Source organism: Paenibacillus algorifonticola, assembly GCF_050481745.1.
GTDB lineage: Bacteria > Bacillota > Bacilli > Paenibacillales > Paenibacillaceae > Pristimantibacillus > Pristimantibacillus algorifonticola_A.
Genome location: NZ_JBCNGR010000010.1, coordinates 119,488 through 142,781, shown reverse-complemented (window position 1 = coordinate 142,781; position 23,294 = coordinate 119,488). Strand labels below are relative to the sequence as shown.

Below are 23,294 nucleotides of genomic sequence, written 5' to 3'. Positions count from 1 at the left end.
CTGGATATGGCTCGGTACGGTTCAGTTCAGGAACTTTTCATAAAGGACGTTGGTCATGATTAAGAAGGTTGGCAGTTTTATTGTCGTTATCGCTCTGCTGGTAGCCGCTATCATTTATTCCGCTATGACCGGGAGTATTAAGGTAGGCATTTTGGATTTGGTGCAGGGTTTATTTTCAGGAACGAATGATCAGGTAGAGGTTATAAAAGATTTGCGGTTTCCGCGTATTATCGTCTCTCTGCTGACAGGAGCTTCGCTTGCGGTGTCCGGCGTATTGCTTCAAGCCGTAATGAAAAACCCACTCGCGGATGCAGGAGTGATTGGGATTTCTTCGGGGGCAGGGTTAGTATCGCTGACGGTTGTAACCATTTTTCCCGGGTTGTTTTTCTGGATGCCGCTGTTTTCCTTTTTCGGCGGAGCGCTAGCCTGCTACCTCGTCTATGCGCTGTCGTGGAAGTCGGGACTTAGCCCGCTGCGGCTTATTCTCGTCGGGATTGCGATTAATGCGACCTTTACGGGGCTCGGCCAGTCGTTTAATTATCGCGGCAGCTACGCGGTTACGAGCGTCAATCAGGCGATTTCATCAATTTTCACCATGAAGACATGGACGGATGTGCAAATGATCGGGCTGTATGGCCTCATCGGCCTGCTGCTGTCCTTGCTGCTCAGTTCATGGTGCAATATGCTTAGCTTACAGGATAAAACGGCGAAAAATCTCGGGCTGCGGGTAACGCGGGCGCGGCTGCTGATCTCGGTCGTCGCGGTGCTGCTCGCATCTGTAGCAACGGCCATTGGCGGCTTAATTGCTTTCGTCGGCCTGCTCGTTCCGCATATTGCGCGGACATTGGTTGGCTCCGATCATAAGGTGCTCATTCCTTTTTCGGCACTGGGCGGGGCTCTGCTGATTTTAGCAGCGGATACGCTCGGACGGACGGTGCTCGCGCCGACGGAAATTCCGGCCTCGATCATAATGACGATTATCGGCGGGCCATTCCTCATCTTTATGCTTAGAAGGAGTGAGCGCGTTTATGGAAATTAAACAGGTGACGTTCTCCTATGACAAAAAGACTGACCAGCTTAAAAACATCAGCGATAATATTGAAACGGGAAAAATAACGACGATTATCGGTCCAAATGGCTGCGGCAAATCGACGCTGCTCGGTATTTTATCGCAAAACTATGCGCCCGCTCATGGGGAGGTGCTGCTCGATGGCAAGTCGCTCGCGCAAATCAAGCCAAAGGAGCTGGCTAAAAAGCTTGCGGTCGTGCATCAGCAAAATGAGGCGCCTTATGATTTAACGGTGGAGCGGCTCGTCAGCTATGGCCGCCTGCCGCATCGCAGCTTCCTCGGTCAGCCGAAGGAGGAGGACGAGAAGGCGATTGAAGAGGCGCTTGACTCGACCAACCTGCAGCAGAAGCGCAGCCAGCGGCTCAATCAGCTTTCTGGCGGCGAGAAGCAGCGGGTATGGATTGCAATGGCGCTGGCGCAAAAAACGCCGATCTTGTTTCTGGATGAGCCGACGACCTTCCTTGATCTGTATTATCAGATTGAAATATTGGAGCTGGTAAAGGCATTAAATAAGGAGCATGGCATGACCATCGTTATGGTACTGCATGATATTAACCAAGCGATCCGCTACAGCGACCGCATTGTCGTGATGAAAGCGGGCGAAATTGTAGCGAGCGGGACGCCGGAGGCCGTGATTACGAAGGAAATCGTAAAGGAAACGTATCAGGTAGATGTGCTGCTTAAGCAAGAAAGCGATACGGGGCTGTATGTCGTACCGGTCGGCATTTAAGCTCGTGATTGAAATGCGTAGCAGAGGTGTAGTACAGGCTGGATGCGACACTCTAGAAAGTCGACAGCTCGTGCAGATGGATGCGCGGGCAGTCGGCTTTTATTTTTTTTCGCTGGCTGTAGTGGTAGAATAAGAGGAATAAATCAAGATGAGATAGTGAGGAAAAGCTGATGATACGTTTTGGCCTAATTGGCACCAACAAAATTACAGATTCTTTTATCGAAGCGGCACGCGGACTGGAGGACTTTGCTATAGCGGCCGTGTATTCGCGAACGTCCGAGCGGGCGGCAGAATTTGCGAGCAAATATAAGATTTCGCATATGTTCACGGATTTGGAGGAGATGGCAAAGAGTGATCAGGTGGACGCTGTATATATCGCAAGTCCCACCTCGCACCACGCTCAGCATGCGATCACCTGCATGAAGCAGGGCAAGCATGTGCTTGTTGAGAAGCCCATTGCTTCAAACGCCCGGGAAATGCGGGAAATGATCGCAGCGGCCAAAGAAAATGATGTGCTGCTTATGGAGGCGATGAAATCGACGTTCGTGCCGAACTTCGCCGTTATTCGCGAGCACCTGCCTAAACTGGGAGCCATTCGGGGTTATTTTGCAGCCTACTGTCAATATTCTTCGCGTTATGATGCGTACAAGGAAGGCAATGTCATGAATGCTTTCAAGCCGGAGTTTTCGAATGGCTCGCTGATGGATATTGGCATTTACAGCGTTTACCCGCTGGTCTCATTGTTCGGTAAACCGAATAAGGTAAAAGCAAGTGCCGTTATGCTGGAGTCCGGTGTGGATGGCAAGGGCAGTCTGCTGCTGCAATATGATGGAATGGATGCGGCCGTGCTGCACTCCAAAATTTCCAATTCTCAGCTTCCAGCAGAAATACAAGGCGAAGCGGGCAATATGATTATTGAAAATATTAGCTACCCGACTCAGGTGCGCATCGAATACCGCGATGGCAAAGTGGAGGAGCTGACGGTGCCGCAAGCGGAAAATGTGATGGTGTATGAGGCTGAGGCGTTTATTCGGCTCATTCAGAGCGGCCAGCATGAATCGGATATGAATTCGTTTGCGAACTCGCTTGCTGTACTTGAGGTGCTCGATGAGGCGCGCAGCCAGATCGGGCTTGTTTTCCCTGCAGATCGGCTATAATATGGATGTAAGGAAGTAAATGGAATGCAGCAAGCCCTATTTTATAGAGATAAAGGAGACTTGGAATGAGCGATGCATTAGCTGTTCAATTAGAGAAATACGCTGAGATTATTGTGAAAATAGGTGTGAATGTCCAGCAGGGACAGGCGGTATTCGTGACGGGAGCGATTGAGGCGGCGCCCCTAGTGCGTCTCGTCGCAGAGAAGGCTTATGCAGCTGGAGCAAGCAATGTACATATTGATTGGACGGATGACCAGTTATCCAGATTAAAATATGAAAAAGCGGACGCTGAAATTTTCGAGCATTTCCCGCAATGGGAAACGGCGAAGCGTCAGGAGTTTGTGGATAAGGGCGCGGCCTTTATTTCAATCGTATCCTCCAGCCCGGATTTGCTGAAGGGTGTCGACACGCTGCGTATTTCCAACTACCAGAAGGCGGCGGGAGCAGGGCTGAAGGAGTTCCGCAGAGCGATTCAAGCGGACAAGGTGAGCTGGACGGTCGTTGCGGCAGCCGCCAAGGACTGGGCGAAGAAGGTGTTCCCGGAGGCTGAGGGCGAGCAAGCAGTCGCGCTGCTATGGGAAGCGATCTTCAAAGCGGTGCGCCTGCATGCAGAAGATCCGGTTGCGGCTTGGCAGGAGCATAACAGAGCGCTTGGAAGCAAGGGAGAGGCGCTGAACAACTACCATTTTAAAAAGCTGCATTATACCGCTCCGGGTACAGATTTGACGATTGAGCTGCATGACAAGCATCTATGGGTCGCTGCCGGCAGCGAAAACGAGCAAAATATTCCGTTTATGGCGAATATGCCGACGGAAGAAGTATTCACAGTGCCGCTGAAAACCGGCGTTAATGGCTATGTATCAAGCACAAAGCCGCTCAGCTACGGTGGCAATATTATTGACCGCTTCAAGCTGACCTTCGAGAACGGCCGCATTGTGAAGGCCGAGGCGGAAGAAGGCGAAGCGATTTTGCAAAAGCTGATTGATACGGATGAGGGTGCGCGTTATTTGGGAGAGGTTGCACTTGTGCCGCATCATTCCCCGATTTCGGAGTCGAATATATTGTTCTATAATACGCTGTTTGATGAAAATGCTTCGAACCACTTGGCCATCGGCAGCGGCTATGCCTTCAATATTGAAGGCGGCAAAAAAATGTCGCCAGAGGAGCTGGAAGCAAACGGCGTTAATGCGAGTCTGACCCATAATGATTTTATGATTGGCTCTGCCGACATGGATATAGATGGCATTCAAGCCGACGGCACCGTCGTTCCTGTATTCCGTAAAGGCAACTGGGCGTTTTAAGATGTGAAAAATAAGCGTGAGAAAACAGGCTCGGAGCTGCAAGGTGCAGCTTCGGGCCTGTTTTTAGTTGTTCTGCCTGATTCACGCATGATAACGGTTAGGTTCCCCCGGACAAGTCTCTAATATAGCTTGCCTTGGCGGTACAGAACCGTTGACAGCTTCATTACCGAATGATTATAGCAATTTTGCCGCAGCGTGAAGTTGGCGCTAAAGAAGGAAGGCAAGATGGAGCCGAGTGTGCTTTGCATTTTCTCAAACAGCATGCGATGCACCTGCTCCTCGGTCAAATATTGCGTTTCACGGCCTTGCAGCCACTCGAAATATGAGACGATAACGCCGCCGGCATTGGCCAGAATGTCGGGAATAATAATAACGCCGTTCTCGGAAAGCTTCTGGTCGGCTTCGCCGGTTATTGGCGCATTTGCCCCTTCGACGATGATCTTGGCCTTCACTTTATCTACATTATCCTCGCGGACCTGCTCCTCTAGCGCGGCCAACACGAGCACATCGACATCCAGATACAGCACTTCCTCACGTTCCAAAATGTCTGCTTTGAGCTCAAGCTCAGCGAGCTCTTCCTTCGTCTTAGGCAAATCGCCTTGATGGTGATTAGCGAAGTCAATTAGTGCCGGAATCGATAGGCCATCGGCATTGTAAAGCGTTACATTGCGGTCGCTGACTGCCACGACCTTGTTGTTGAGATAGGTACATTTATGCGCTTCCAATGCAACGATGGAGCCGACATTGCCGAAGCCTTGAACGGCGATGGAAAGCGATTTTTCCGCTTGGGCGAGAACATTTTCAGCAAATGGATTAGAGCTGTTGGTCAAATAGCCGCGATGCACTTTAATAAAATCATGCAGCATATAGCGGAATGTGAAATAAACGCCCTTGCCTGTCGCTTCCCGGCGTCCTAAGGAGCCGCCGTTAATGACGCTTTTTCCAGTAAAGCTGCCGAGATACGGTTTGCCGGGATGAATATTTTTATATTCGGCCATCATCCAGTCCATCTCGCGTTCACCAGTTCCCATGTCGGGTGCGGGAATATCCTTTTCCGGGCCGAGAATATCGGTAAAATATTGGACATACTTTTTGCATATAATGTAAAGCTCTTTCGCTGAATAGTTGCGCGGATTAATGCCGATGCCGCCCTTGCCGCCGCCGAAAGGAACGTCGTGAAGTGCATTTTTGAGCGTCATCAGGGCTGCCAAATTGGTAACCTCTTCTTCATTTACGGATTCGTGGAAGCGAATGCCACCTTTGTATGGGCCTAGTGTATCATTATGCTGGATGCGATAGGCTGGTATGCGAACGACGTCGCCATCATCCATTGTAATGCGTAAAAAGGCTTTATTCACCTTGTTTGGCGTGGATAAAATAGCAGCTAAAGACAGGAAGGCCTGATCGCGATGCTTTCCTTGTAAATCGGACAAAAAGGTGGAGTCTCCTGATAATGCATGCAACGATTGCTGAACGATTGTGCCAGTTTGGTTTGCCATGTTTAATCGACCTCCAGTGTGGGTAACGAAGATTGTAGTACATGGAGCCGGAGAGGGCACCTACATCATTTTAACATAGTAAGAAGACTAATCCAAAATGGAATATAGGTAATTCGTATTGAGTAATACAATATTCAGTTCTTTATGCCTATATATCAAATGGAAAATAATCCAAAAGTATGTTGAAATATGTCGCTTTCCTCGTTAACATGTACAGAGCAAGAGAAAATATCATTAGATAAATAGAGGGAGAAGTGAAAAGGTCATGGAACAACAATATCAAAATCAGAATGGCTATCAGCAGCAAAATCATTTGGCGGAGCCGGTAAGCTTTAAAGAGTGGATGATTACCATGCTGCTCTGTGCTATTCCGCTCGTGAACATTATTATGCTGTTCGTCTGGGCTTTTGGAGGCAATGCAAAAATCAGCAAGTCGAACTATGCCAAGGCTGCATTGGTATGGGCTGCAATCGGTATCGTTTTGTATATTATACTTTTTGTAATGTTCGGTGCTATCCTATTTAGCGGCTTGTCTGAAATGAACACTTACTCCTACTAAGATTTAAAGTAGCCTGCGGCAAGCAGGTAGCAAGAGGCGCTCCAACCCGCTGCCATGCGGCGAGGGGCGTCTTTCATTTTGCCCAAATCATGCTATAATAAACGACAATGAAATTCTACCATGGAAATAGAGGTGTTACGAATGGCGAAAAAAAATCGGCAGGCAGCAACGCAAGCGAGCAAGCCGAAAGCGGCTGCGGCGAATAGCCAGCAGGCGACCTTGAAGGATTTGCTGAGTGCTGATGTCCTGAGCAAGCTCAAGGAGCAGTCGAATGCGCTGAAGGCAGCGGAGGAGCAGAAGAAGCAGGATGCCGCCCAGAAGGCGGATGAAGCGCGGAAGCAGGAGCAGAAGCGGCTGGAAAACGATATGGAGTATTTGCTCAATAACAGCAAGCCGGGCGACTGGAAAAAATACAAATAAAGACGTATAGCACGTTTGCTTGTTAGGCGCAATAAATACAAAAGGAATCATCGCTTCTGCCTGCGTGATTCCTTTTGTGTTTCGTATGCCGTTTATTTACTCGCTCTTGCAGAGTCGGCGTTTTTCGTTCACCAGGCTTCACGCCATTCCAGCTTCCCCGCAGTTGTTCGGGATTCATTAAGCCTCTTTGGGCCAGCTTTTGTCTTGCTTTCTTCGCTTTGCTCATTGCCATCATCGTATTCCTCCTGTTTTGCCTGCGTATGTGGTGCCCGAAACTTCAAAGCACATGCTTCTATTATATGCTGAAAATGGTGCTTAGGAAAGTATCGACTGCCTCCAATTGACAGACTTTGCGGCCTGCGTTACAGTCAATAGACGAGCCGAAAAAGTAAGCGTCATCATAACTGACTGGCTAGACGTCAAAAATCAGGTGAAAATGTTTAATTAACCGTTATATTAGGCTGCATAGCGCCTGCACAGCGGTTAACTTCGTTATACTGAATAGAGGCGCAATCACATCATCTTGTATCTTGCTGTTGCGAAAAAAGAAAGGGTGAAGGAAATGTCCGTAGGCGTATTGGCACATTTATTTGGGAGCTTGTCTTACCGGGAGCTGGCTGAGAAGGTGGGCGCTGCCGGATTTGGCCATATCCAGCTGGCGATGTGGAAGGCTATTAATGATGTCGATTTTAATAAACCGGGCAAGCTGACTCCGGGGCTCGCGATGTCGATAGCGGAGGAGCTCCGCAAACAAGGCGTGTCGATCTCCGTGCTTGGCTGCTATTTGCATTTCTTTGAGCGCGATGAGCAGAAGCTTCGCGAAAATATTGAGCGGTTTAAGGAGCTGATTCGCTACGCACGTTTGCTCGGCGCGCCTATGGTTGCTTTTGAGACGGGAACCCATCCGGATGGCGTTTATACCGAGCAGGACTGGAAGACGCTAAAATCGACGGTTCAGGAGCTTATAGACGAAGCGGAAAAATGGGGCGTATTCATTGGCATCGAGGCAGCCAACGGCCATTTGATTGGCACGGCGGCGGAGCTGCACGCTTTTCTGCAACAGATTCCGTCCTCGCATGTTGGCGTCGTGATCGATCCAGGCAATTTGCTGACAACGGAAAACTTCGCCCGTCAGGATGAAGTAATTGAAGAAGCATTCGCCCTGCTTGGCGACCGGATTATTGGCGCTCATGCCAAGGACCGCAAACCCGATGCGAATGGAGAGCTGCAGACGGTTCCGGCCGGCTATGGCGAAATGAATTACAGCCTGTATATGCAATTGCTTAATAAGTACAAGCCGGGCGTTCATATTATTATGGAGACGGCGAGCGAGGAACAAATGGCGTTTTCCAAAAGCTATATTGAGCGCATTCGTTCAGAATACGTATAGCTTTCAGGCATCCTTTTCTACAACATACCTTGCGAGTTTTAAATAACCAGTCGTCGGTGATCCAACCAGCGGCTGGTTATTTATATTTAAATAATAATTGAATATACATACAAAAACACCTTCAAGAACAGCTCCTACATCTTACGACATAGGAGCATTTTTTGAAGGTGTTCGATTTTTCTCGCGCTTGTCGGAAAATCAAACGCGACAATTTTTTTACCTCTAAATCTCTAAAGCTTAACATCCTTAACGAATTGCAGCAGCTCTTCGGACATTTTAGCGAGCGCTTGGGACGAGGAGGTGATTTCCTCCATCGTCGCCAGCTGCTGCTCGGTTGCGGCCGATACGCTTATTGCGCCGGAGGACGTTTCTTCTGCTACCTCGGCTACGCCTTGCAGGGACGCCGCCAGCTTATTCGTATCCTCGGACATTTGCTGAGAGGCTTCAGATACCGAGTGGATTTGCAAGGTCACGGAATTAACAGCTTGCTTGATGTTGTTAAAGGACTCACCCGCCGCAGATACCGCAGCAATCCCTGCTTGTACGACTTCCTTGCCGTCATGAACGGACTTAACGGTACGCTCTGTATCCGACTGAATGGAACGGACAAGCACCGCAATTTGCTGGCTGGACGCAGTCGATTGCTCGGCCAGCTTGCGAACCTCTGCGGAGACGACAGCGAAGCCGCGTCCTGCTTCTCCCGCCCGTGCAGCTTCAATCGCGGCGTTAAGCGCCAGCAGATTTGTTTGCTGGGCAATGCCCGCGATGACCTCGACGATTTTGCCGATTTCATCAGAGCGTGAGCCTAAAATGCTAACGTCCTCTGCAATATTTTGCACTGTAGACTGAATATGGCCCATTTGCTCGACAGCGGATTGTACCGCGACTGTTCCATCTACAGCAGTCTGGGCGGCTGCCCGCGATTTCTCCGAAACCTGAAGGGCGCTTGCCGCAATGCCGTTCGCCTCCACTGACATATTGTTCACAAAAGCTACGCTTTCCTGAACGACTTTTATTTGCTCTTCGGAGCCGCCAGCTACCTGCTCAATAATTTCAACGACCTGCTCGGTTGCTTTAGTAGTCTGTTCAGCCCCGGCAGTTAACTGCTCGGACGAAGCCGCGACTTGCAGCGCATTTTGTGACACTTGCTCAATCAAATGGCGTAAATTTTGCGACATCGAATTAAATGATGCGGCTAAAACGCCTAGTTCATCACGATTTTTCACCTTAACGGCTTCGCTTGTCAAATCCCCATTTGCAATTCGCTCTGCGACGGCAGTAATCCGAACAATGGGCACCGTAATCATCCGGCTAATGAAATATGCAATAGCAAGGCCTGCAACAATCGAGAGCAGCGAAATTAGGAGAACCATCAGCTTCGTGCTAGCCACTTTGGATGACGTCTCCTCGGAGCTTAGGCGAAGCACCTCTTCTTGTTCTAGAACGAATCGATCCGCTGTTTCCATAAATTTACTGATAATCGGTTCGTTTTTGGCGGCGAGGCGCATATAATCCTCTACTTTATTCTGTTTCTTGAATTCGATCATTTCCTCGGCATTGCTCGTATAGCTTTGTTGAAGCAAATCGAGTCCTTGCAGCAGCAGCCAGTCATTTGAATCGGTTGTCATGCCCTGCAGCTGCTTACTGACTTCATTATAACGTCGAACGGAATCACGGTAGGCATCGATTTCCGCTTCGTCATCCATCAGAAGATAGCCTGTAATTTTCAAGTTTTCATTTTTAATGGCGATGCTTAAATCTTTGACGAGACTGACACTATGGGCGCGTTCCTGAAGCAGCTTCTGATAGGTGCTGTTAATCGAGCCAATCTCCACATAGTTGAGAGTAGCAATCACAATGAGCAGCAGTAGAATCGAGAAAAAGCCGCCGTAGAGCTTTTTACTAATCGTTAGTTTCATCGGTTATTGTCCTTTCCCCTATGAAGCGGCATCTGCGAAAATTTCATTCGCGCCGTCCCGGAATTGTTTTGCAGCTTCAATCGGCGTAATTTGCCCAAGCAGCGTTTGATTTCTAATTTTGGTGAACAATGTGTTGATGCTGCTGGATGTTAAGGGAACAGGCGGATCAAGCGGGCTTGAATTTTTCTCAACTTCACCCATGTAAGTATATTGCTCTTTATCGGTTTCTTTCATTGAGCTGAGCAGATGCTCACGCACCTTGGCAGTGGCGGGAACACCGCGTTCACCAAGCAAAATATCATTCGCTTCAAAATTGTTGAAGAAAAAGTCAACGAACAAAGCAGCTTCATCCTGCAGCTTCGTATAGGCAGAGATCGAGAAGTACATCGAAGGCTTAACATAGTTTCCTTCAGAGCCGCCTTTAAAGGCCGGAAGCGGCAGCAGCTTTAATGCTTTGCCTGACAAGTCCGTAAACGAGACGACGTTGTTGCTCGTCAGCCTATGGAAAGCAGCAAGCTGATTGACGATTAGCGAATCCTTGTCAGCTGAGCGGTCTTTGAGTATGGCCGCGCTTGCCATCAGGCCTTCATCGATAAGCATTTTCTCCATCGTAAAGAAGTCGGATAAATATTCATCCTTATCATAGCCGAGCGAGCTGCCGTCCTTGGAATAGTAGCTTGCTCCCCGTTGTCTGAGGTAATAAGCAAAGTCGAGCGAGTCCGTACCGATCGGGACAAAGTTCGGGTCATTGATTTTTTCTTTCAGATCACGGGCTGTTTGGATGAAATCTTCATACGTATAGCCTGCTTCCGGAACGGGAACGCCAGCCTTTTCGAATATTTCCGGGTTGTACATCATGCTTAGTGCATTTATGCCGGTAACGACGCCGTAAAGTTTGTCGTCTATTGTGCCTGTCGTGCGCGAGCTTGCGTCCAGATCGGAAAGATCGAGCTTGCCGGAAGCAGCCAAATCATCCAGGGGCAATATCAGCTTACGCTTGGCATACTCATCTATATATTTGTAGTCCATTTGGATGACATCAGGGAAGTCTTGATCAGCTGCTTTCATGGCGAGCAATGTCCAATAGTCGCCGTTAGTTGCATCTACCGGTTCAACTTTAATAGTTGGATATTGCTTTTCAAATAAATCAATAACTTTAAGTGTTCTTTCACGTCTTCCATCATTGCCCCACCAATAAACTTTTAGCGTTTTTTGCCCATTTTCTGTTGCTTCAGACTGGGTGGTAGCACCTCCATTCGTGCAACCAGTAGCGATTAAAGCAACAATGACGACAGTAAGGATGATGAATTGGATTTTATGAGCTGTCTTCACTTATTTCCTCCTTGCGGCTTTTTTTGCCATTTATAAATTGTTTAATACTTACTATATCGGATTTACAATTTTTTTAATTAGAGCTGACATATCCAACTTTATTGAACTGATAGTGAATACTATTTTGCTGCACTGTTTGCATAAGTATTAGAAGAAGCCCGGGCAACGAAGCCAGGGGACGGCAACGAAGTGGAGCGCCTGTCAAAGGATGGCTTGCGGCCGTTTCACCTTGAAATATAGGAAAGGATATGATTTCTCCATCCCTTCTCTATATTTCTCGGACTGAAACGCGCCGCACCGTCAAAGGATGGCTTGCGGCCGTTTCACCTTGTCACACGGGGAGGAATTTGCGATCGTGTCCATAGCAGGAAACAATCAGCAGCTGATTATTCCAGAGGGATTATCGTTCCAAAATGTGACCGAAAGCCGCTTAACCTTTCAGGATGTGAGTGAGCGGATTTGCAGCTTTATTTCTAGTGATGTGCGGGCATCGTATCATTTTGTAGTCGGGACGGACAGCCAAGTTTTTCGCGGGTATACGAAGTTTGTTACGGGGGTTGTCATTCGCAGAATTGGAAAAGGGGCCTGGGCCTGCTACCGCCAAACAGTTGTTCCCCGGGAAATGATGAAGCTTAGAGAGAAGCTGACGCTGGAGACGGTTTTGTCGCAGGAGGTTGGCTATTATTTCAAGGATGGCGTGCTGCAGCAAATGGAGGATTTACTGCTGCCCTATGTGTATCAAGGGGCTTCACTGGCGCATTTCATTGATATTGATGCTGGAACGGTGCCTTCTATTAATGAAACCTCGCTGTATGTGCAGGAAATGATAGAGCGGGTGCAGGGAATGGGAACCTATGCCCCGCGCGTGAAGCCGGATTCGTATGCGGCTTCTTCCTACGCCAACCGTTTTACGAAAAAGGCGGTGCCCCGCTATAAACGCAGGGGCCTGCTCTGAAGCAGCTATATTTCAGGCAGGTTTTCTTGCATATACTGTGGCACTTAGCTGCCCAGCATGGTATATTTCTGTTAGATCATAGGAATAGAAAGCAGGGGTTAACGTGCGTATTGGGGCAATTGAGGCAGGCGGTACAAAATTTGTATGTGGTGTAGGCAATGAGCATGGCGTTATTGAGGATCGGGTAAGCTTTCCGACGGAAAAACCGGAAATAACGATGGCGAATGTAATTGACTATTTCAAGGACAAGCAGGTCGAGGCGATTGGCATCGGCACATTCGGCCCGATTAATATTGATAAATCCAGCCCGCAATACGGGTTTGTTACGACGACACCTAAGCCGGGCTGGGGGGATTTTGATTTTCTTGGCGCGCTGAAAGCGCATTTTAACGTGCCTTATGGCTGGGATACAGATGTGAACGCGGCTGCTTATGGGGAAGCGGTGTGGGGTGCTGCTCAAGGTCTGGACAGCTGCATTTATTATACGATTGGCACTGGTGTAGGTGTAGGCGTTTATTCGGAGGGCAAGCTGGTCCATGGACTTGTGCACCCGGAGGGCGGTCATATATTGACTCGCCGTCATCCTGAGGATACCTATGATGGTTTTTGCCCATATCATGGCGACTGTCTGGAAGGCGTAGCGGCAGGTCCTGCTATTGAGAAGCGCTGGGGCGTCAAAGCAGTAGAGCTTCCACCAGAGCATAAGGCGTGGGAAATGGAAGCCTTTTATATCGCACAGGCTGTAGCGGGCAGCATTTTGCTGCTGTCACCTCGCAAAATCATTTTGGGCGGCGGCGTAATGCACCAATCGCAGCTGTTCCCGCTTATTCACGCCGAAGTGAAACGCGCTTTGAACGGTTATGTGCAGGCGTCGGAAATTTTGCACAACATTGAAAATTATATTGTATCGCCAGGTCTAGGCGACAATGCTGGACTATGCGGCTCGCTTGCGCTGGGGCTAGACGCTTTGAAGAATAGCGGGAAATAAGCAGTCCATTAATAAGGAGATGGCTATGCAGAAACCATATGAATTACCTCGTGCAACACCGGAAAGTCAGGGAATAAGCTCGCAAGCTATTCGTTCTTTTTTGGCAGGCATTGCAGATAATAAGCTGGAGCTGCATGGCTTGATGCTTGTCCGGCATGGGCATGTCGTTGCCGAAGGATGGTGGACACCCTATCAAGCAGACAGGCAGCATATTGCTTACTCGCTCACTAAAAGCCTGAGTTCAATGGCGATTGGCTTCGCGGTGGAAGAAGGGCTGCTTTCCGTGGAGGATGCGGTGCTGGACTATTTTCCCGAGGAAGCGACCGAGGAGGTCAAAGCCAATATGGGCGGGCTTAAAATTCGCCACTTGCTTACGATGTCCACCGGACATACGAAGGACACGGCACGCTTTGATATGCACCAATCCTGGTTGTCGGATCACGTCACTCCCAAAGTAGGAGACCGGACCGACCACAATTGGATAAAAGGATTTCTCGAGCAGCCGATTGATCGCGAGCCAGGCTCTTTTTTCCTCTACAACAGCGGGGCCAGCCATATGCTGTCCGCGCTTGTACAGCGGGTGAGCGGCCTTGATCTGCCGGACTATTTAATGCCACGGCTGTTTGAGCCGCTCGGTATTGAGCGTCCAGCATGGGATGCGGCGCCTGACGGAGAAGCTACCGGGGGCTGGGGAGCCAGGCTGAAAACGGGGGATTGGGCGCGTTTTGGCCAAATGCTGCTGGATAAAGGCATGTTTAACGGCAAGCGGATTATTTCAGCCGAATGGATTGAACAGGCGACTGCAAAGCAGGTGGACAACATCAATCACGGCGACGTCGTAACAGGCTCAGGCACGGATTGGCAGCAGGGCTATGGCTATCAATTTTGGCAATGCAGACATGGGGCTTATAGAGGCGATGGGGCTTTCGGCCAATTTTGCGTCGTCCTACCGGAGCAGGATGCCGTCATTGCCATCAACAGCGGCGTGCAGGACATGCAGCTGGTGATGGATATGATGTGGGAGCATTTGCTGCCAGCCATGCTGCCAAATGCGCTGCCAGAGAATGAAGCTGAGCTTGCTGGCTTGCGGGAGAAGCTGGGCAGCCTGATCCTTGTAGAGCGCGCTGCGCAGCCACGCCCTGTGTTTGCCGAGGGAACGGTTCATTATAAGGTAGAGCAAAGCGAGGATGGGGTCACGGAGCTTAGCCTGATATTTGGCAGAGAAGTGACAACTTTATTGTGGAGCGATGCGGCAGGGCGGCATCGTCTGGACTCTGGTCATCAAGAATGGTATTATGGCAATGAGTTGGCCAATGAAGTCACAGCAGCACGTGCTACCTGGCTGGGCAGCGATACGCTGGTTTTTGATATTTGCCGCGTCTTTACGCCTTATCATGACGAGGTCATTTGCACATTCAGCGGCAATCGTATTACAATCGCCTACAAGCATTTTGATTTTGTAACCCGGCATGGCGAGCTTGCTGGCGAGCGGCTTTCAAACTAGCATTTGACAACTATTCTATTAAACTTGAAGCTGCGGAGAAAGGAGGCCTTTGGTCATGAAGCGTTTGTGTCGTAGCCGTATAATGTCCATGGGCCTCTACGGGCCGTTTTAAGCATAAGCATGAAGAGGAAGTGGCTTATTGAATATAGGCCGCTGCTGCAGGCAGCTTCTCTTCATATGCAGGAAGACCGTAGGCTGATGGCTTGCGGTCTTTTTTTGTCCATATATAGGAAAGTATATTTCACCACACTTTCTCTATATTTCCCGGACTGAAACGCCGCGCGCCGCCTGAGGACGGCTTTCGGCCGTTTCGCCTTGTGCCTGACGGGAGGGGCGGACAAGCCCAATCGAAATTCCTATTTTAAAGGAGATAATGCCCCATTTATGATTACCAAAACGTATAAACCTTATATTTTCAATGCAGAAGCAGGCCAATCCACCGATGATTATTTCAATTATGCAACGGCCGTCCAATCGATTAAGAGCATGCTCGAGGAAGCTTTCGGCTCACCTATGCAGCTGTACATGCAAGATGACGGGGACGATGTGTGGGACTGGGTATCGGATGACCTCGCGAGCGGGTACGAAGGTGTAAAGCGGGAGGCCGCAATATACGACTTGGTGGAGGATCGTTCATTTCGCTTTGAGGACTCGAAGTCTGAAGCCAATTACCGAATCAATCCTTCGCTGCGCAATAATGTCATTACTTATCCTGAATATGAGGTAGCTTTTGCGCGTATCCCGTTCTTGCGCCAGTATGGTCTGAATACGGAAGATATTATTTTTGCGAAAAATGATGAGACGATGCGTGCTTTTCTCGAAGCGATGCAGGAGCGGCAGCTTAGCGAGCGTCGCGTTACGATTTTCACCGATACGAAGGAAGGGTTTGAGCGCAGTAAAGAGCAAATTACGCGTATGGTGGAACGCGACGAGGTGATGATGAGCGATTCCTTGAAGCAGCAAATCTATCGTTCCATTGATGAGTTTTTCTCTAGGGATCGCGAGTTTTTCCAAACCTATAACGTGCCGTACAAAAGGGGTATTTTACTGTATGGCAAGCCGGGGAACGGCAAGACGACGCTCGTAAAATCAATCGCGGGCAGCGTTGAGGCTCCGGTCGCCTACTGGCAAATTACCGAGTATACGACGAGTGATTCGATTCAACAGGTGTTTTCCGCCGCGATGAAAATGGCGCCAATGATTCTCGTCATTGAGGATATTGATTCGATGCCGGATTCGGCACGCTCCTTCTTCCTGAATACGCTCGACGGGGCGACGTCCCGTGAAGGGCTGTTCCTGATCGGCACAACGAATTATCCGGAAAAAATCGATCCGGCGCTCATGAACCGCGCGGGCCGTTTCGACCGGGCTTATGAGATGAAGCTGCCGGATCAAGAGCTGCGGCTCGCCTATTTGCAGCGCAAAGGGTTCGGGAGGCTGGCAGAAGAAGCAGATGGACTTATGGAGGACGCAGCGAAATTTACCGAGGGCTTCTCGTTTGCCCAGCTTAATGAGCTGTATGTGTCGGCTGCGCTGCAGAAGCACTACGAGCAAAGTGTTGATTTGAAGCGGGTCATTGAAGAGCTGAAAACAGACTTTGACAAGGATCGCCGCGGAGTATGGATGGCGGACAAGGGACAAAAGCCGGTGGGCTTTCAGCCGCTTTAAGCCTGTCTGGCAGCTAATAAACGTAATCGGATGGCGGCAAAGGATGCTGCCATCCGATTACGTCTGAAATGAAAGGAGAGTCGAAACGGAAATGGATTATGGTTCAAATGCAATCTCGGTATCCCGGCATTCGCGTGGACGCCGCCGTTCGCCTTGGAAGCGAGTGCTGTTGTGGGCGGCCATTGTCGTCATTGTTCTCATCCTGGGAATTATTTTGTTTTTGCAGGCGAAGACGTATAGTCCGCTGGAAGAAGCGCTCGCCGCGCTGGATAGCGACGGCTCAGTTCAGGTAAGCGAGCTGAAGCATGGCTACCGTTTTGAGCCGGGGGAGGGCAAAGAGCTGCTCTCGCCTAACATTATTTTTTATCCAGGAGGGCTGGTCAAGCCGGAAAGTTATGCCCCGCTTGCAAGGCGCCTCGCAGAAGCTGGACATCGCGTTTATATTGCTTCCATGCCATTTAACTTGGCGCTCACTGCGCAGGACCGCGCAGATGAATATATAGCGGAGCATCCAGAAGAAAGCTACGTGATCGGCGGGCATTCGCTTGGCGGAGCCTTTGCTGCGAGATATGCAGCAGAGCATCCGAATAAGCTGGCCGGCATCTTTTTCATGGGCGCTTATGCCGATGACGGGGCTGATTTGAGCGGCAGCAAGCTTGCAGCCTTGCAAATTACGGGGACGCTTGATGCTGTGCTGAACAAGGAAACCTGGGAGCAGTCAAAGAAAAACTTGCCTGCCAATCAGACCGAATATGTATCGATTGAAGGCGGAAATCACGGCGGCTTCGGCACCTATGGCAAGCAGTCCGGCGACAACGATGCAACGATAACGGCATCCGAGCAGGCGGACGAGGTAGCAGCCGCAATCGATGCTTGGCTTTCGAAGCTGCAAAAATAAAACGGTTGCCAAAGGATATTTTAGCCATTATAATGACGTTGAAAAGGTTTTCAAAAAAAAGAAAATAAAGGATGGTTTGGCGATGAAGCCTACGATCCGCGACGTTGCTAGAATGGCTAATGTATCCATCAGCACCGTTTCCCGTGTCATGAATGCGCCGGAATCGGTCACGAAGGATAAGCGACACCGTGTGCTAGAAGCGATTGAAAGCTTGAATTTTCACCCGAATGCGCTGGCCCGAGGTCTTATTTTCAAAAAGTCGCAAATGCTTGGTGTTCTCATTCCCGACATCCGCAATGCTTATTTTGGCGAAATTATTCGCGGCATGGAGGATGCGGCTAAGCAGCTCGGCTACAATTTGATGATTTGCAATACGGACCGGGTGCCGGAGCGAACTATTTCTTATCTGGATACGTTGAACAAACATCAGGCCGACGGCTTATTGTTCGTCAGCGATTATGTCCAGAGCCAGTATTACGAGACGATGCAAGCTTGCGGTTATCCTGTCGTGCTTGTGTCTACCGTGTCTTTCGAATACGAGCTTCCATCCGTCAAGGTAGACGAGGAGGCAGCCGCTTTCGAAGCGGTCAGTTATTTAATTGAACAAGGGCATCAGCATATTGGCCTCATCTGCTTCACGCTGCCCGACCCCATCTCAGGTCAGACCCGCCATGACGGCTTCGTCCGGGCTCTCGAACGAAACAACCTCCATCATTGTGCAGACTACGTAGAGTTTGCAACACACTGGTTTGAAGAAGCATATGCAGCCACCTCCCGCTTATTCGACCGACACCCACACTTAACTGCTGTATTTGCTTGCTCCGATGAATTTGCAATGGGCGTCATTTCCTGCTTGCATGACCGCGGAATCCGTGTTCCCGATCAAGTATCCGTTGTAGGCTTTGACAACCTGCGCATGTCCTGGATGACGATACCGAAGCTGACGACGATTGCCCAGCCCATGTATGCGATCGGCTGGAGAGCTGTAGAAAAAATGCATGAGCAGCTTGAAGGAAGAGAAGCCGCTGTCCTAAGAGAATGGCTTCCTCACGAGTTAATCGTCAGAGAGTCCACTTTGCCTATGTCTCATACATGGTCTCATACCCTCGCTTCACAGCATTGGGAATAAAAAAGCATAGGCCGATGCATTTTCGCTGTTCTTGTCACCCGCGGTTCATTTGCTGAATACGTTTAATGTAAGCGCATTCATTATGGGTGAAGCATGGAATTTCGTCTGCCCTCTCATTTTGTTTGAATCGTGAAGGGAGTGATGCAACGTTACACTTTGATGAAAGTCTCCATTTGAAGACAGCTTCCATGAACGACGTACAACCTGCAAATGTACATCATGCGGCGAACGTTCATCAACGAGAATGACTTGCGATTCACTTGACTATGAACGATAAGGGGATGGGTCTTTTGAAAAAGCCATTTAAGTTTGGTTATACGCTCATGCTGAGCATGGTTTTAATTTTGGCGCTGCTTGTTTCTGCTTGCAGTAGTGGAAATGGTGGGAGCAGCAGCGCTGCAAGCGGGGAACCAGCAGCGACAGCTACGCCTGAGCCTAGTGTGGAAGCTACGCAGGAACCTGCTGGAAACGCAGATGGTTCGCCGCTAGAGCAGGCGCTTGCCGGTAACTACAAAGGCACCAAGGTGACGATGTTTGGACCATTCGTAGATGTGGACCAAGCGAAATTTGAGGAGAGCATTAAGGCGTTTGAGGAGCAAACGGGTATCGATATTCAATACGAAGGCTCCAAGGAGTTTGAAGCAACCGTTGCTATTCGTATCGATGGCGGCAATGCCCCGGATATTTCCGACTTCCCGCAGCCGGGACTGCTGGCGAATTTCGTGAAATCGGGCAAGGTTATCGATGTGTCGCAATTTTTGGACGCGGATAAGCTGAAGGGCAACTACAATCAGAGCTGGCTGGATATGGCGACGATGCAAGGGCCAGATGGCCCGGTAATGGCAGGGGTATGGAACCGTAGCAGCGTGAAAAGCCTCGTCTGGTATCCGAAGAAAGAGTTCGATGATGCGGGCTATACTGTGCCGAAAACATGGGATGAGCTGCTGGCGCTAACCGAGCAAATCGCGGCAGACGGCGATCCGGCATGGGCAATTGGCATCGAAAGCGGAGCAGCAACCGGCTGGCCTGCGACTGACTGGATCGAAGATATTATGCTGCGCACGACAACACCGGAAAACTATGACAAATGGGTCAAAGGCGAACTGCCATTTACGGATCCTGTTGTAAAAAATGCATTCGAGAAGCTGTCGCAAATTTGGCTGAACGATGATTATGTATACGGCGGACGCAAGTCGATTGTAACGACCTCATTCGGCGATTCGGTGACGCCAATGTTCGATCATCCGCCCAAAGCCTGGCTGCATCGCCAAGCCAGCTTTATTACAAGCTTCTTCCCTGAAGGCTTGAAATCCGGCGAGGATTATGACTGGTTCTATTTGCCGTCAATTGATCAGGCCTATGGCAATCCTGTACTCGTTGCTGGCGATTTGTATGCGATGCATAATGACCGTCCAGAAGTGCGTGCGGTTATGGAGTTCTTCACGACAGGCGAATCGATTAAGACTTGGGTTCAGTCCGGCGGCGTGGTCGCGCCAATGAATGATGCAAGCCTTGACTGGTATCCGACGGATGTGGAGCGCAGAATGGGTGAGCTGGTGAAAAATGCTTCGACGCTTCGCTTCGATGGCTCTGACCTTATGCCTGGCTCGGTAGGAGCAGGCACGTTCTGGAAAGGCATGACGGACTATATTAGTGGCACTGTTGATTTGGATGGCGCGCTTAAAGAAATTCAGTCAGGCTTCAATAATTAAAATTTAATTGAAGGAGGGGCTGGGCCATGCTAGCTTCCACGCCAAAAACGAGTAAATCGCGAAACGTTGCCGTTTCCCTGGCTGTCGTGCTCGTCAATGCGATTTTGCACTCAAGCATTTACCTGTTTCTGCGCGATACGAATTTGCCGTCTGTCGTATATGCTTTGCTTGCTATCATTTGGGGAGTGCTGGGCGTTTATTCGATTTATTGGTCGTTTAACTGGGCAGTGGAGCAATATCCAGACATCTGGAAGCGGCGCATCCAGCCCTTTATTTTCGTAGGACCGGCAGCATTGCTGCTTGGATGGCTGCTGCTCATTCCGACGCTGCGCACCTTCTATATGAGCCTTATGGATGCGGGCACGGAGAAGTTTGTCGGCCTCTCCAATTATGCTGCGGTTTTTACGAATCGCTTGCTGTTAACGGCGCTGCGCAACAATTTAATGTGGGTCATATTTGGCGCTACCGCCTGTATCTGCTTAGGGTTGCTGATTGCCGTGCTTGCTGACCGCAGCAGCTTCGAGAGACTGGCGAAAGGCATCATCTTTATGCCAATGGCGATTTCGTTCGTCGCTGCCGGCGTCATTTGGAAATTTATTTATTACTATAAGCCAGGTGATGAGCAGATCGGTTTGCTCAATGCGATTGTGGTCGCCTTCGGAGGGGAAGCGCAGGCTTTCACCAGCATGCTTCAGCCCTGGAACAATCTCTTCCTGGTCGCCATTCTGATTTGGATGCAGACGGGATTTGCGATGGTGCTGTTCTCAGCGGCGCTCAAGGGCGTGCCGGAGGATATGCTTGAGGCGGCGCGGATTGACGGCGCAGGGGAAATTCGTATTTTTCGCAGCATCATTATTCCGGCCATTTCAGGAACGATTTTGTCGGTATCGACGACGATTATTGTATTTACGCTGAAAATTTTCGATGTCGTCATGGTCATGACTGGAGGGCAATATGATACGGAAGTGGTGGCGACGCAGTTTTACCGCCAGTTTTTCATGTATCGCAATGCAGGCTACGGCTCAACGCTAGCGATTGTGCTGCTCATCGCAGTTATCCCCGTCATTATCATTAATTTGCGGCAGTTCCGGAAACAGGGGGGATTCTGATGAAGCGAACAAGGAAAAAGACGATGTCGAAAACGATCGTCAACGTCATACTCGCTTTTATTTGCCTCATCTGGCTTATTCCGACGGTAGGCCTCTTGGTCTCCTCGTTCCGGCCTGCGGTTGATATTTTGCAAACCGGCTGGTGGACGGTATTCCCGCACCGCGATTATGTCACGCAATCGACGATCACGCTGCCGAAGGAGACCGATTTGCGCCAACCGATTGAGGTGAACGGCGAGGTGTTTAACGATGATCAGCTGCGCAGCGGCGTCACGGCGCAGGATGGCAGCAGGCTGATTTGGGAAAATCGCCGTGCGCGTACGATCCAGGTGCAGCAGCCAGACTGGAAGGTGAATACGAACTTCACGCTGGAAAACTACAATGGCGTGCTGACGGGCAAAAACTTTGAGATTATGCAGGCCGACGGCACGCTTAGATCGCAAAAGGGAGAAGGGCTATCCAAAGCCTTTCTCAATACAATGGTTGTGACGATCCCATCGACGATTATTCCGATTCTGATCGCGACATTTGCCGCTTATGCTTTTGCATGGCTGCGGTTTCCGCTGCGGCGATCGATGTTTGTCGCCGTCATTATGATGCTCGTTGTGCCACTGCAGGTTGCGCTCATCCCGATTTTGAAGGATTACACGGCACTTGGCCTCAATGGCAGCTACCTGGGCATATGGATTGCGCATACGGGCTTTGGCCTGCCGCTGACGATTTATTTTATGTATACGTTCATTAGCCAGCTGCCCAAGGATTTGTTCGAATCGGCGTTTATGGACGGAGCTTCGAACTTCACGATATTTACACGGCTCATCCTGCCATTGTCGGTTCCAGCGATTGCGTCCATTGGCATTTTCCAGTTCCTCTGGGTTTGGAACGATTATTTAGTATCCTTGGTGTTCATCGGCAGTCAGCCGGATGTGCAGGTCATGTCGATGCGAATTGCCGCCATGGTAGGGTCAAAGGGCAGCGACTGGCATCTGCTGACGGCAGCTGCATTCGTCTCAATGCTGATGCCGCTAACCGTGTTTTTCGCCCTGCAAAAATATTTCGTCCGCGGCTTATTGGGCGGCTCGGTGAAAGGCTAGGCAGCTAAGCGTGCCTCTCCTTCAAGAAACCCGTGCGTATACCCGAAAGATTGGGTACAATAGCTGGGTAGGAGGAGATTGAGGATGTCAGATATTACATTTTTGCGCAACTTCCCCTTTTTTGAACATTTGAATGATTTGGAGCTGGCGGCAATCGCTCCGCTGTTCGTGACGAGAACCTTTGCCAAAGGCGCCCAGTTGTTCTGGGAGCAGGATGAAGGCGATGAGTTGTATATGATTAAAGCCGGAGCCGTACAAATTTACCGTCATGAGGAGGATCGCGAGGTTATACTCGCCATTTTTCATGAGGGGGACTATTTTGGCGAGATGGCGCTAATCGACAGTACGAAGCTGCGTTCTGCCTCGGCGAAAGTATTGGAGAAGAGCACGCTTTATGTGTTGAAGCGCGAGCAGTTTTTTGGGCTGCTGAAGGAAAACCCGGGCATTGCGATTCATATTTTGAGCATTACGCTGGAGCGTCTGCGCAAGGCAAATGAGCTTATTACCGATTTGACGATTTCGAATGCGCGTACGCGCATTTCGCGGCTGCTGCTGCGGCTGTCGGATAAATACGGAACGACGATTGGGTTGAAGCTGACGCATCAGCAAATTGCCGATATGACGGGGACGGTGCGGGAGACGGTAACGAAGGTGCTGCTTGAAATGCAAAATGAAGGTTATATTCGCATTGTGAGCAAAAAAATCAGCATTTTGGACAAAGAGCGGCTGCAAGTCATCGGCGCCATCCAGCAGGATGGCCGCTTGAACGATGTGGGCCCTATCGCTCAGGAAGGCTGAATGCAACTATTTTTTCGAAAATGTAATTTGGATTACATTTTTTTGCGGGAGAAGTTGTTATGA

The 23,294-nt window shown here is 49.8% G+C and carries 21 protein-coding genes; 17 read left to right on the top strand and 4 right to left on the bottom strand.

Annotation, left to right across the window (positions count from 1 at the left end; translation table 11 throughout):
- Positions 1 to 55: 55 nt before the first annotated feature.
- The 4 genes from ABEW34_RS12810 (at position 56) to ABEW34_RS12795 (ending at position 4,257) form a co-directional block, all read left to right on the top strand.
- The gene (locus ABEW34_RS12810) at positions 56 to 1,039 is read left to right on the top strand and encodes a FecCD family ABC transporter permease (RefSeq protein WP_430159160.1); all 984 of its coding nucleotides are present in this window, start codon (positions 56 to 58) and stop codon (positions 1,037 to 1,039) included.
- Positions 1,029 to 1,799 carry an ABC transporter ATP-binding protein gene (locus tag ABEW34_RS12805; RefSeq protein WP_430159157.1) on the top strand — a complete coding sequence of 257 codons (771 nt, stop codon included), beginning with the start codon at positions 1,029 to 1,031 and terminating at the stop codon, positions 1,797 to 1,799. The genes ABEW34_RS12810 and ABEW34_RS12805 overlap by 11 nt, the downstream gene beginning before the upstream one ends.
- A gap of 170 nt (positions 1,800 to 1,969) precedes the next feature.
- Positions 1,970 to 2,956, top strand: a complete 987-nt coding sequence (locus ABEW34_RS12800; RefSeq protein WP_430159154.1) for a Gfo/Idh/MocA family protein — start codon at positions 1,970 to 1,972, stop codon at positions 2,954 to 2,956.
- A gap of 65 nt (positions 2,957 to 3,021) precedes the next feature.
- Positions 3,022 to 4,257, top strand: a complete 1,236-nt coding sequence (locus ABEW34_RS12795; RefSeq protein WP_430159151.1) for an aminopeptidase — start codon at positions 3,022 to 3,024, stop codon at positions 4,255 to 4,257.
- A gap of 119 nt (positions 4,258 to 4,376) precedes the next feature.
- On the opposite strand, the gene ABEW34_RS12790 is transcribed toward ABEW34_RS12795, so the two are convergent.
- Positions 4,377 to 5,756, bottom strand: a complete 1,380-nt coding sequence (locus ABEW34_RS12790; protein ID WP_430159148.1) for a Glu/Leu/Phe/Val family dehydrogenase — start codon at positions 5,754 to 5,756, stop codon at positions 4,377 to 4,379.
- Positions 5,757 to 6,021: 265 nt separating this feature from the next.
- On the opposite strand from ABEW34_RS12790, the gene ABEW34_RS12785 reads away from it, so the two are divergent.
- Positions 6,022 to 6,315, top strand: coding sequence for a hypothetical protein (locus ABEW34_RS12785; RefSeq protein WP_430159145.1), 294 nt, complete (start codon positions 6,022 to 6,024; stop codon positions 6,313 to 6,315).
- Positions 6,316 to 6,456: 141 nt separating this feature from the next.
- Entirely contained in the window at positions 6,457 to 6,735 is a 279-nt protein-coding gene (locus ABEW34_RS12780; protein WP_430159142.1) for a YqkE family protein, read from the top strand.
- A 22-nt stretch (positions 6,736 to 6,757) separates the two neighbouring features.
- Here the strand turns inward: ABEW34_RS12780 and ABEW34_RS12775 are convergent, their stop codons facing one another.
- Entirely contained in the window at positions 6,758 to 6,970 is a 213-nt protein-coding gene (locus tag ABEW34_RS12775; RefSeq protein ID WP_430159139.1) for a hypothetical protein, read from the bottom strand.
- Between the two features lie 327 nt (positions 6,971 to 7,297).
- On the opposite strand from ABEW34_RS12775, the gene ABEW34_RS12770 reads away from it, so the two are divergent.
- Positions 7,298 to 8,125 (top strand): sugar phosphate isomerase/epimerase family protein, encoded by an 828-nt coding sequence (locus tag ABEW34_RS12770; RefSeq protein WP_430159137.1) that lies wholly within the window; start codon positions 7,298 to 7,300, stop codon positions 8,123 to 8,125.
- A 230-nt stretch (positions 8,126 to 8,355) separates the two neighbouring features.
- Here ABEW34_RS12770 and ABEW34_RS12765 read toward each other — a convergent pair whose 3' ends face one another.
- Positions 8,356 to 10,044: a methyl-accepting chemotaxis protein gene (locus tag ABEW34_RS12765; protein WP_430159135.1), complete on the bottom strand. Its 1,689-nt coding sequence runs from the start codon at positions 10,042 to 10,044 to the stop codon at positions 8,356 to 8,358.
- Between the two features lie 18 nt (positions 10,045 to 10,062).
- A complete protein-coding gene (locus tag ABEW34_RS12760) occupies positions 10,063 to 11,376 on the bottom strand; it encodes an ABC transporter substrate-binding protein (RefSeq protein ID WP_430159132.1) in 1,314 nt (437 codons plus the stop codon).
- 355 nt (positions 11,377 to 11,731) lie between these two features.
- On the opposite strand from ABEW34_RS12760, the gene ABEW34_RS12755 reads away from it, so the two are divergent.
- The 10 genes from ABEW34_RS12755 to ABEW34_RS12710 all read left to right on the top strand — a co-directional run bounded on the left by ABEW34_RS12755 (position 11,732) and on the right by ABEW34_RS12710 (position 23,231).
- Positions 11,732 to 12,331 carry a ribonuclease H-like YkuK family protein gene (locus ABEW34_RS12755; RefSeq protein ID WP_430159129.1) on the top strand — a complete coding sequence of 200 codons (600 nt, stop codon included), beginning with the start codon at positions 11,732 to 11,734 and terminating at the stop codon, positions 12,329 to 12,331.
- A 103-nt stretch (positions 12,332 to 12,434) separates the two neighbouring features.
- On the top strand, positions 12,435 to 13,319 hold the full coding sequence (locus ABEW34_RS12750; RefSeq protein ID WP_430159127.1) for an ROK family protein: 885 nt from the start codon (positions 12,435 to 12,437) through the stop codon (positions 13,317 to 13,319).
- A gap of 25 nt (positions 13,320 to 13,344) precedes the next feature.
- Positions 13,345 to 14,823, top strand: coding sequence for a serine hydrolase domain-containing protein (locus ABEW34_RS12745; RefSeq protein ID WP_430159124.1), 1,479 nt, complete (start codon positions 13,345 to 13,347; stop codon positions 14,821 to 14,823).
- 384 nt (positions 14,824 to 15,207) lie between these two features.
- Positions 15,208 to 16,491 carry an AAA family ATPase gene (locus ABEW34_RS12740; RefSeq protein ID WP_430159122.1) on the top strand — a complete coding sequence of 428 codons (1,284 nt, stop codon included), beginning with the start codon at positions 15,208 to 15,210 and terminating at the stop codon, positions 16,489 to 16,491.
- A gap of 91 nt (positions 16,492 to 16,582) precedes the next feature.
- A complete protein-coding gene (locus tag ABEW34_RS12735; protein ID WP_430159120.1) occupies positions 16,583 to 17,389 on the top strand; it encodes an alpha/beta fold hydrolase in 807 nt (268 codons plus the stop codon).
- Between the two features lie 82 nt (positions 17,390 to 17,471).
- Positions 17,472 to 18,518 (top strand): LacI family DNA-binding transcriptional regulator, encoded by a 1,047-nt coding sequence (locus ABEW34_RS12730; protein WP_430159117.1) that lies wholly within the window; start codon positions 17,472 to 17,474, stop codon positions 18,516 to 18,518.
- 290 nt (positions 18,519 to 18,808) lie between these two features.
- Positions 18,809 to 20,230: an ABC transporter substrate-binding protein gene (locus ABEW34_RS12725; protein WP_430159114.1), complete on the top strand. Its 1,422-nt coding sequence runs from the start codon at positions 18,809 to 18,811 to the stop codon at positions 20,228 to 20,230.
- Positions 20,231 to 20,256: 26 nt separating this feature from the next.
- Positions 20,257 to 21,339 carry a carbohydrate ABC transporter permease gene (locus tag ABEW34_RS12720; protein ID WP_430159111.1) on the top strand — a complete coding sequence of 361 codons (1,083 nt, stop codon included), beginning with the start codon at positions 20,257 to 20,259 and terminating at the stop codon, positions 21,337 to 21,339.
- Positions 21,339 to 22,433, top strand: a complete 1,095-nt coding sequence (locus ABEW34_RS12715) for a carbohydrate ABC transporter permease (RefSeq protein ID WP_430159108.1) — start codon at positions 21,339 to 21,341, stop codon at positions 22,431 to 22,433. The genes ABEW34_RS12720 and ABEW34_RS12715 overlap by 1 nt, the downstream gene beginning before the upstream one ends.
- An 84-nt stretch (positions 22,434 to 22,517) precedes the next feature.
- Positions 22,518 to 23,231, top strand: coding sequence for a Crp/Fnr family transcriptional regulator (locus ABEW34_RS12710; protein ID WP_430159105.1), 714 nt, complete (start codon positions 22,518 to 22,520; stop codon positions 23,229 to 23,231).
- Positions 23,232 to 23,294 lie beyond the last annotated feature (63 nt).

What these genes read in the sequence shown, in the direction of transcription:
- ABEW34_RS12810 (WP_430159160.1), top strand. Translation starts at nt 56, where the DNA reads ATGATTAAGAAGGTTGGCAGTTTTATTGTCGTTATCGCTCTGCTGGTA.
- ABEW34_RS12805 (WP_430159157.1), top strand. Translation starts at nt 1,029, where the DNA reads ATGGAAATTAAACAGGTGACGTTCTCCTATGACAAAAAGACTGACCAG.
- ABEW34_RS12800 (WP_430159154.1), top strand. Translation starts at nt 1,970, where the DNA reads ATGATACGTTTTGGCCTAATTGGCACCAACAAAATTACAGATTCTTTT.
- ABEW34_RS12795 (WP_430159151.1), top strand. Translation starts at nt 3,022, where the DNA reads ATGAGCGATGCATTAGCTGTTCAATTAGAGAAATACGCTGAGATTATT.
- ABEW34_RS12790 (WP_430159148.1), bottom strand. Translation starts at nt 5,756, where the DNA reads ATGGCAAACCAAACTGGCACAATCGTTCAGCAATCGTTGCATGCATTA.
- ABEW34_RS12785 (WP_430159145.1), top strand. Translation starts at nt 6,022, where the DNA reads ATGGAACAACAATATCAAAATCAGAATGGCTATCAGCAGCAAAATCAT.
- ABEW34_RS12780 (WP_430159142.1), top strand. Translation starts at nt 6,457, where the DNA reads ATGGCGAAAAAAAATCGGCAGGCAGCAACGCAAGCGAGCAAGCCGAAA.
- ABEW34_RS12775 (WP_430159139.1), bottom strand. Translation starts at nt 6,970, where the DNA reads ATGATGGCAATGAGCAAAGCGAAGAAAGCAAGACAAAAGCTGGCCCAA.
- ABEW34_RS12770 (WP_430159137.1), top strand. Translation starts at nt 7,298, where the DNA reads ATGTCCGTAGGCGTATTGGCACATTTATTTGGGAGCTTGTCTTACCGG.
- ABEW34_RS12765 (WP_430159135.1), bottom strand. Translation starts at nt 10,044, where the DNA reads ATGAAACTAACGATTAGTAAAAAGCTCTACGGCGGCTTTTTCTCGATT.
- ABEW34_RS12745 (WP_430159124.1), top strand. Translation starts at nt 13,345, where the DNA reads ATGCAGAAACCATATGAATTACCTCGTGCAACACCGGAAAGTCAGGGA.
- ABEW34_RS12740 (WP_430159122.1), top strand. Translation starts at nt 15,208, where the DNA reads ATGATTACCAAAACGTATAAACCTTATATTTTCAATGCAGAAGCAGGC.
- ABEW34_RS12735 (WP_430159120.1), top strand. Translation starts at nt 16,583, where the DNA reads ATGGATTATGGTTCAAATGCAATCTCGGTATCCCGGCATTCGCGTGGA.
- ABEW34_RS12730 (WP_430159117.1), top strand. Translation starts at nt 17,472, where the DNA reads ATGAAGCCTACGATCCGCGACGTTGCTAGAATGGCTAATGTATCCATC.
- ABEW34_RS12720 (WP_430159111.1), top strand. Translation starts at nt 20,257, where the DNA reads ATGCTAGCTTCCACGCCAAAAACGAGTAAATCGCGAAACGTTGCCGTT.
- ABEW34_RS12715 (WP_430159108.1), top strand. Translation starts at nt 21,339, where the DNA reads ATGAAGCGAACAAGGAAAAAGACGATGTCGAAAACGATCGTCAACGTC.
- ABEW34_RS12710 (WP_430159105.1), top strand. Translation starts at nt 22,518, where the DNA reads ATGTCAGATATTACATTTTTGCGCAACTTCCCCTTTTTTGAACATTTG.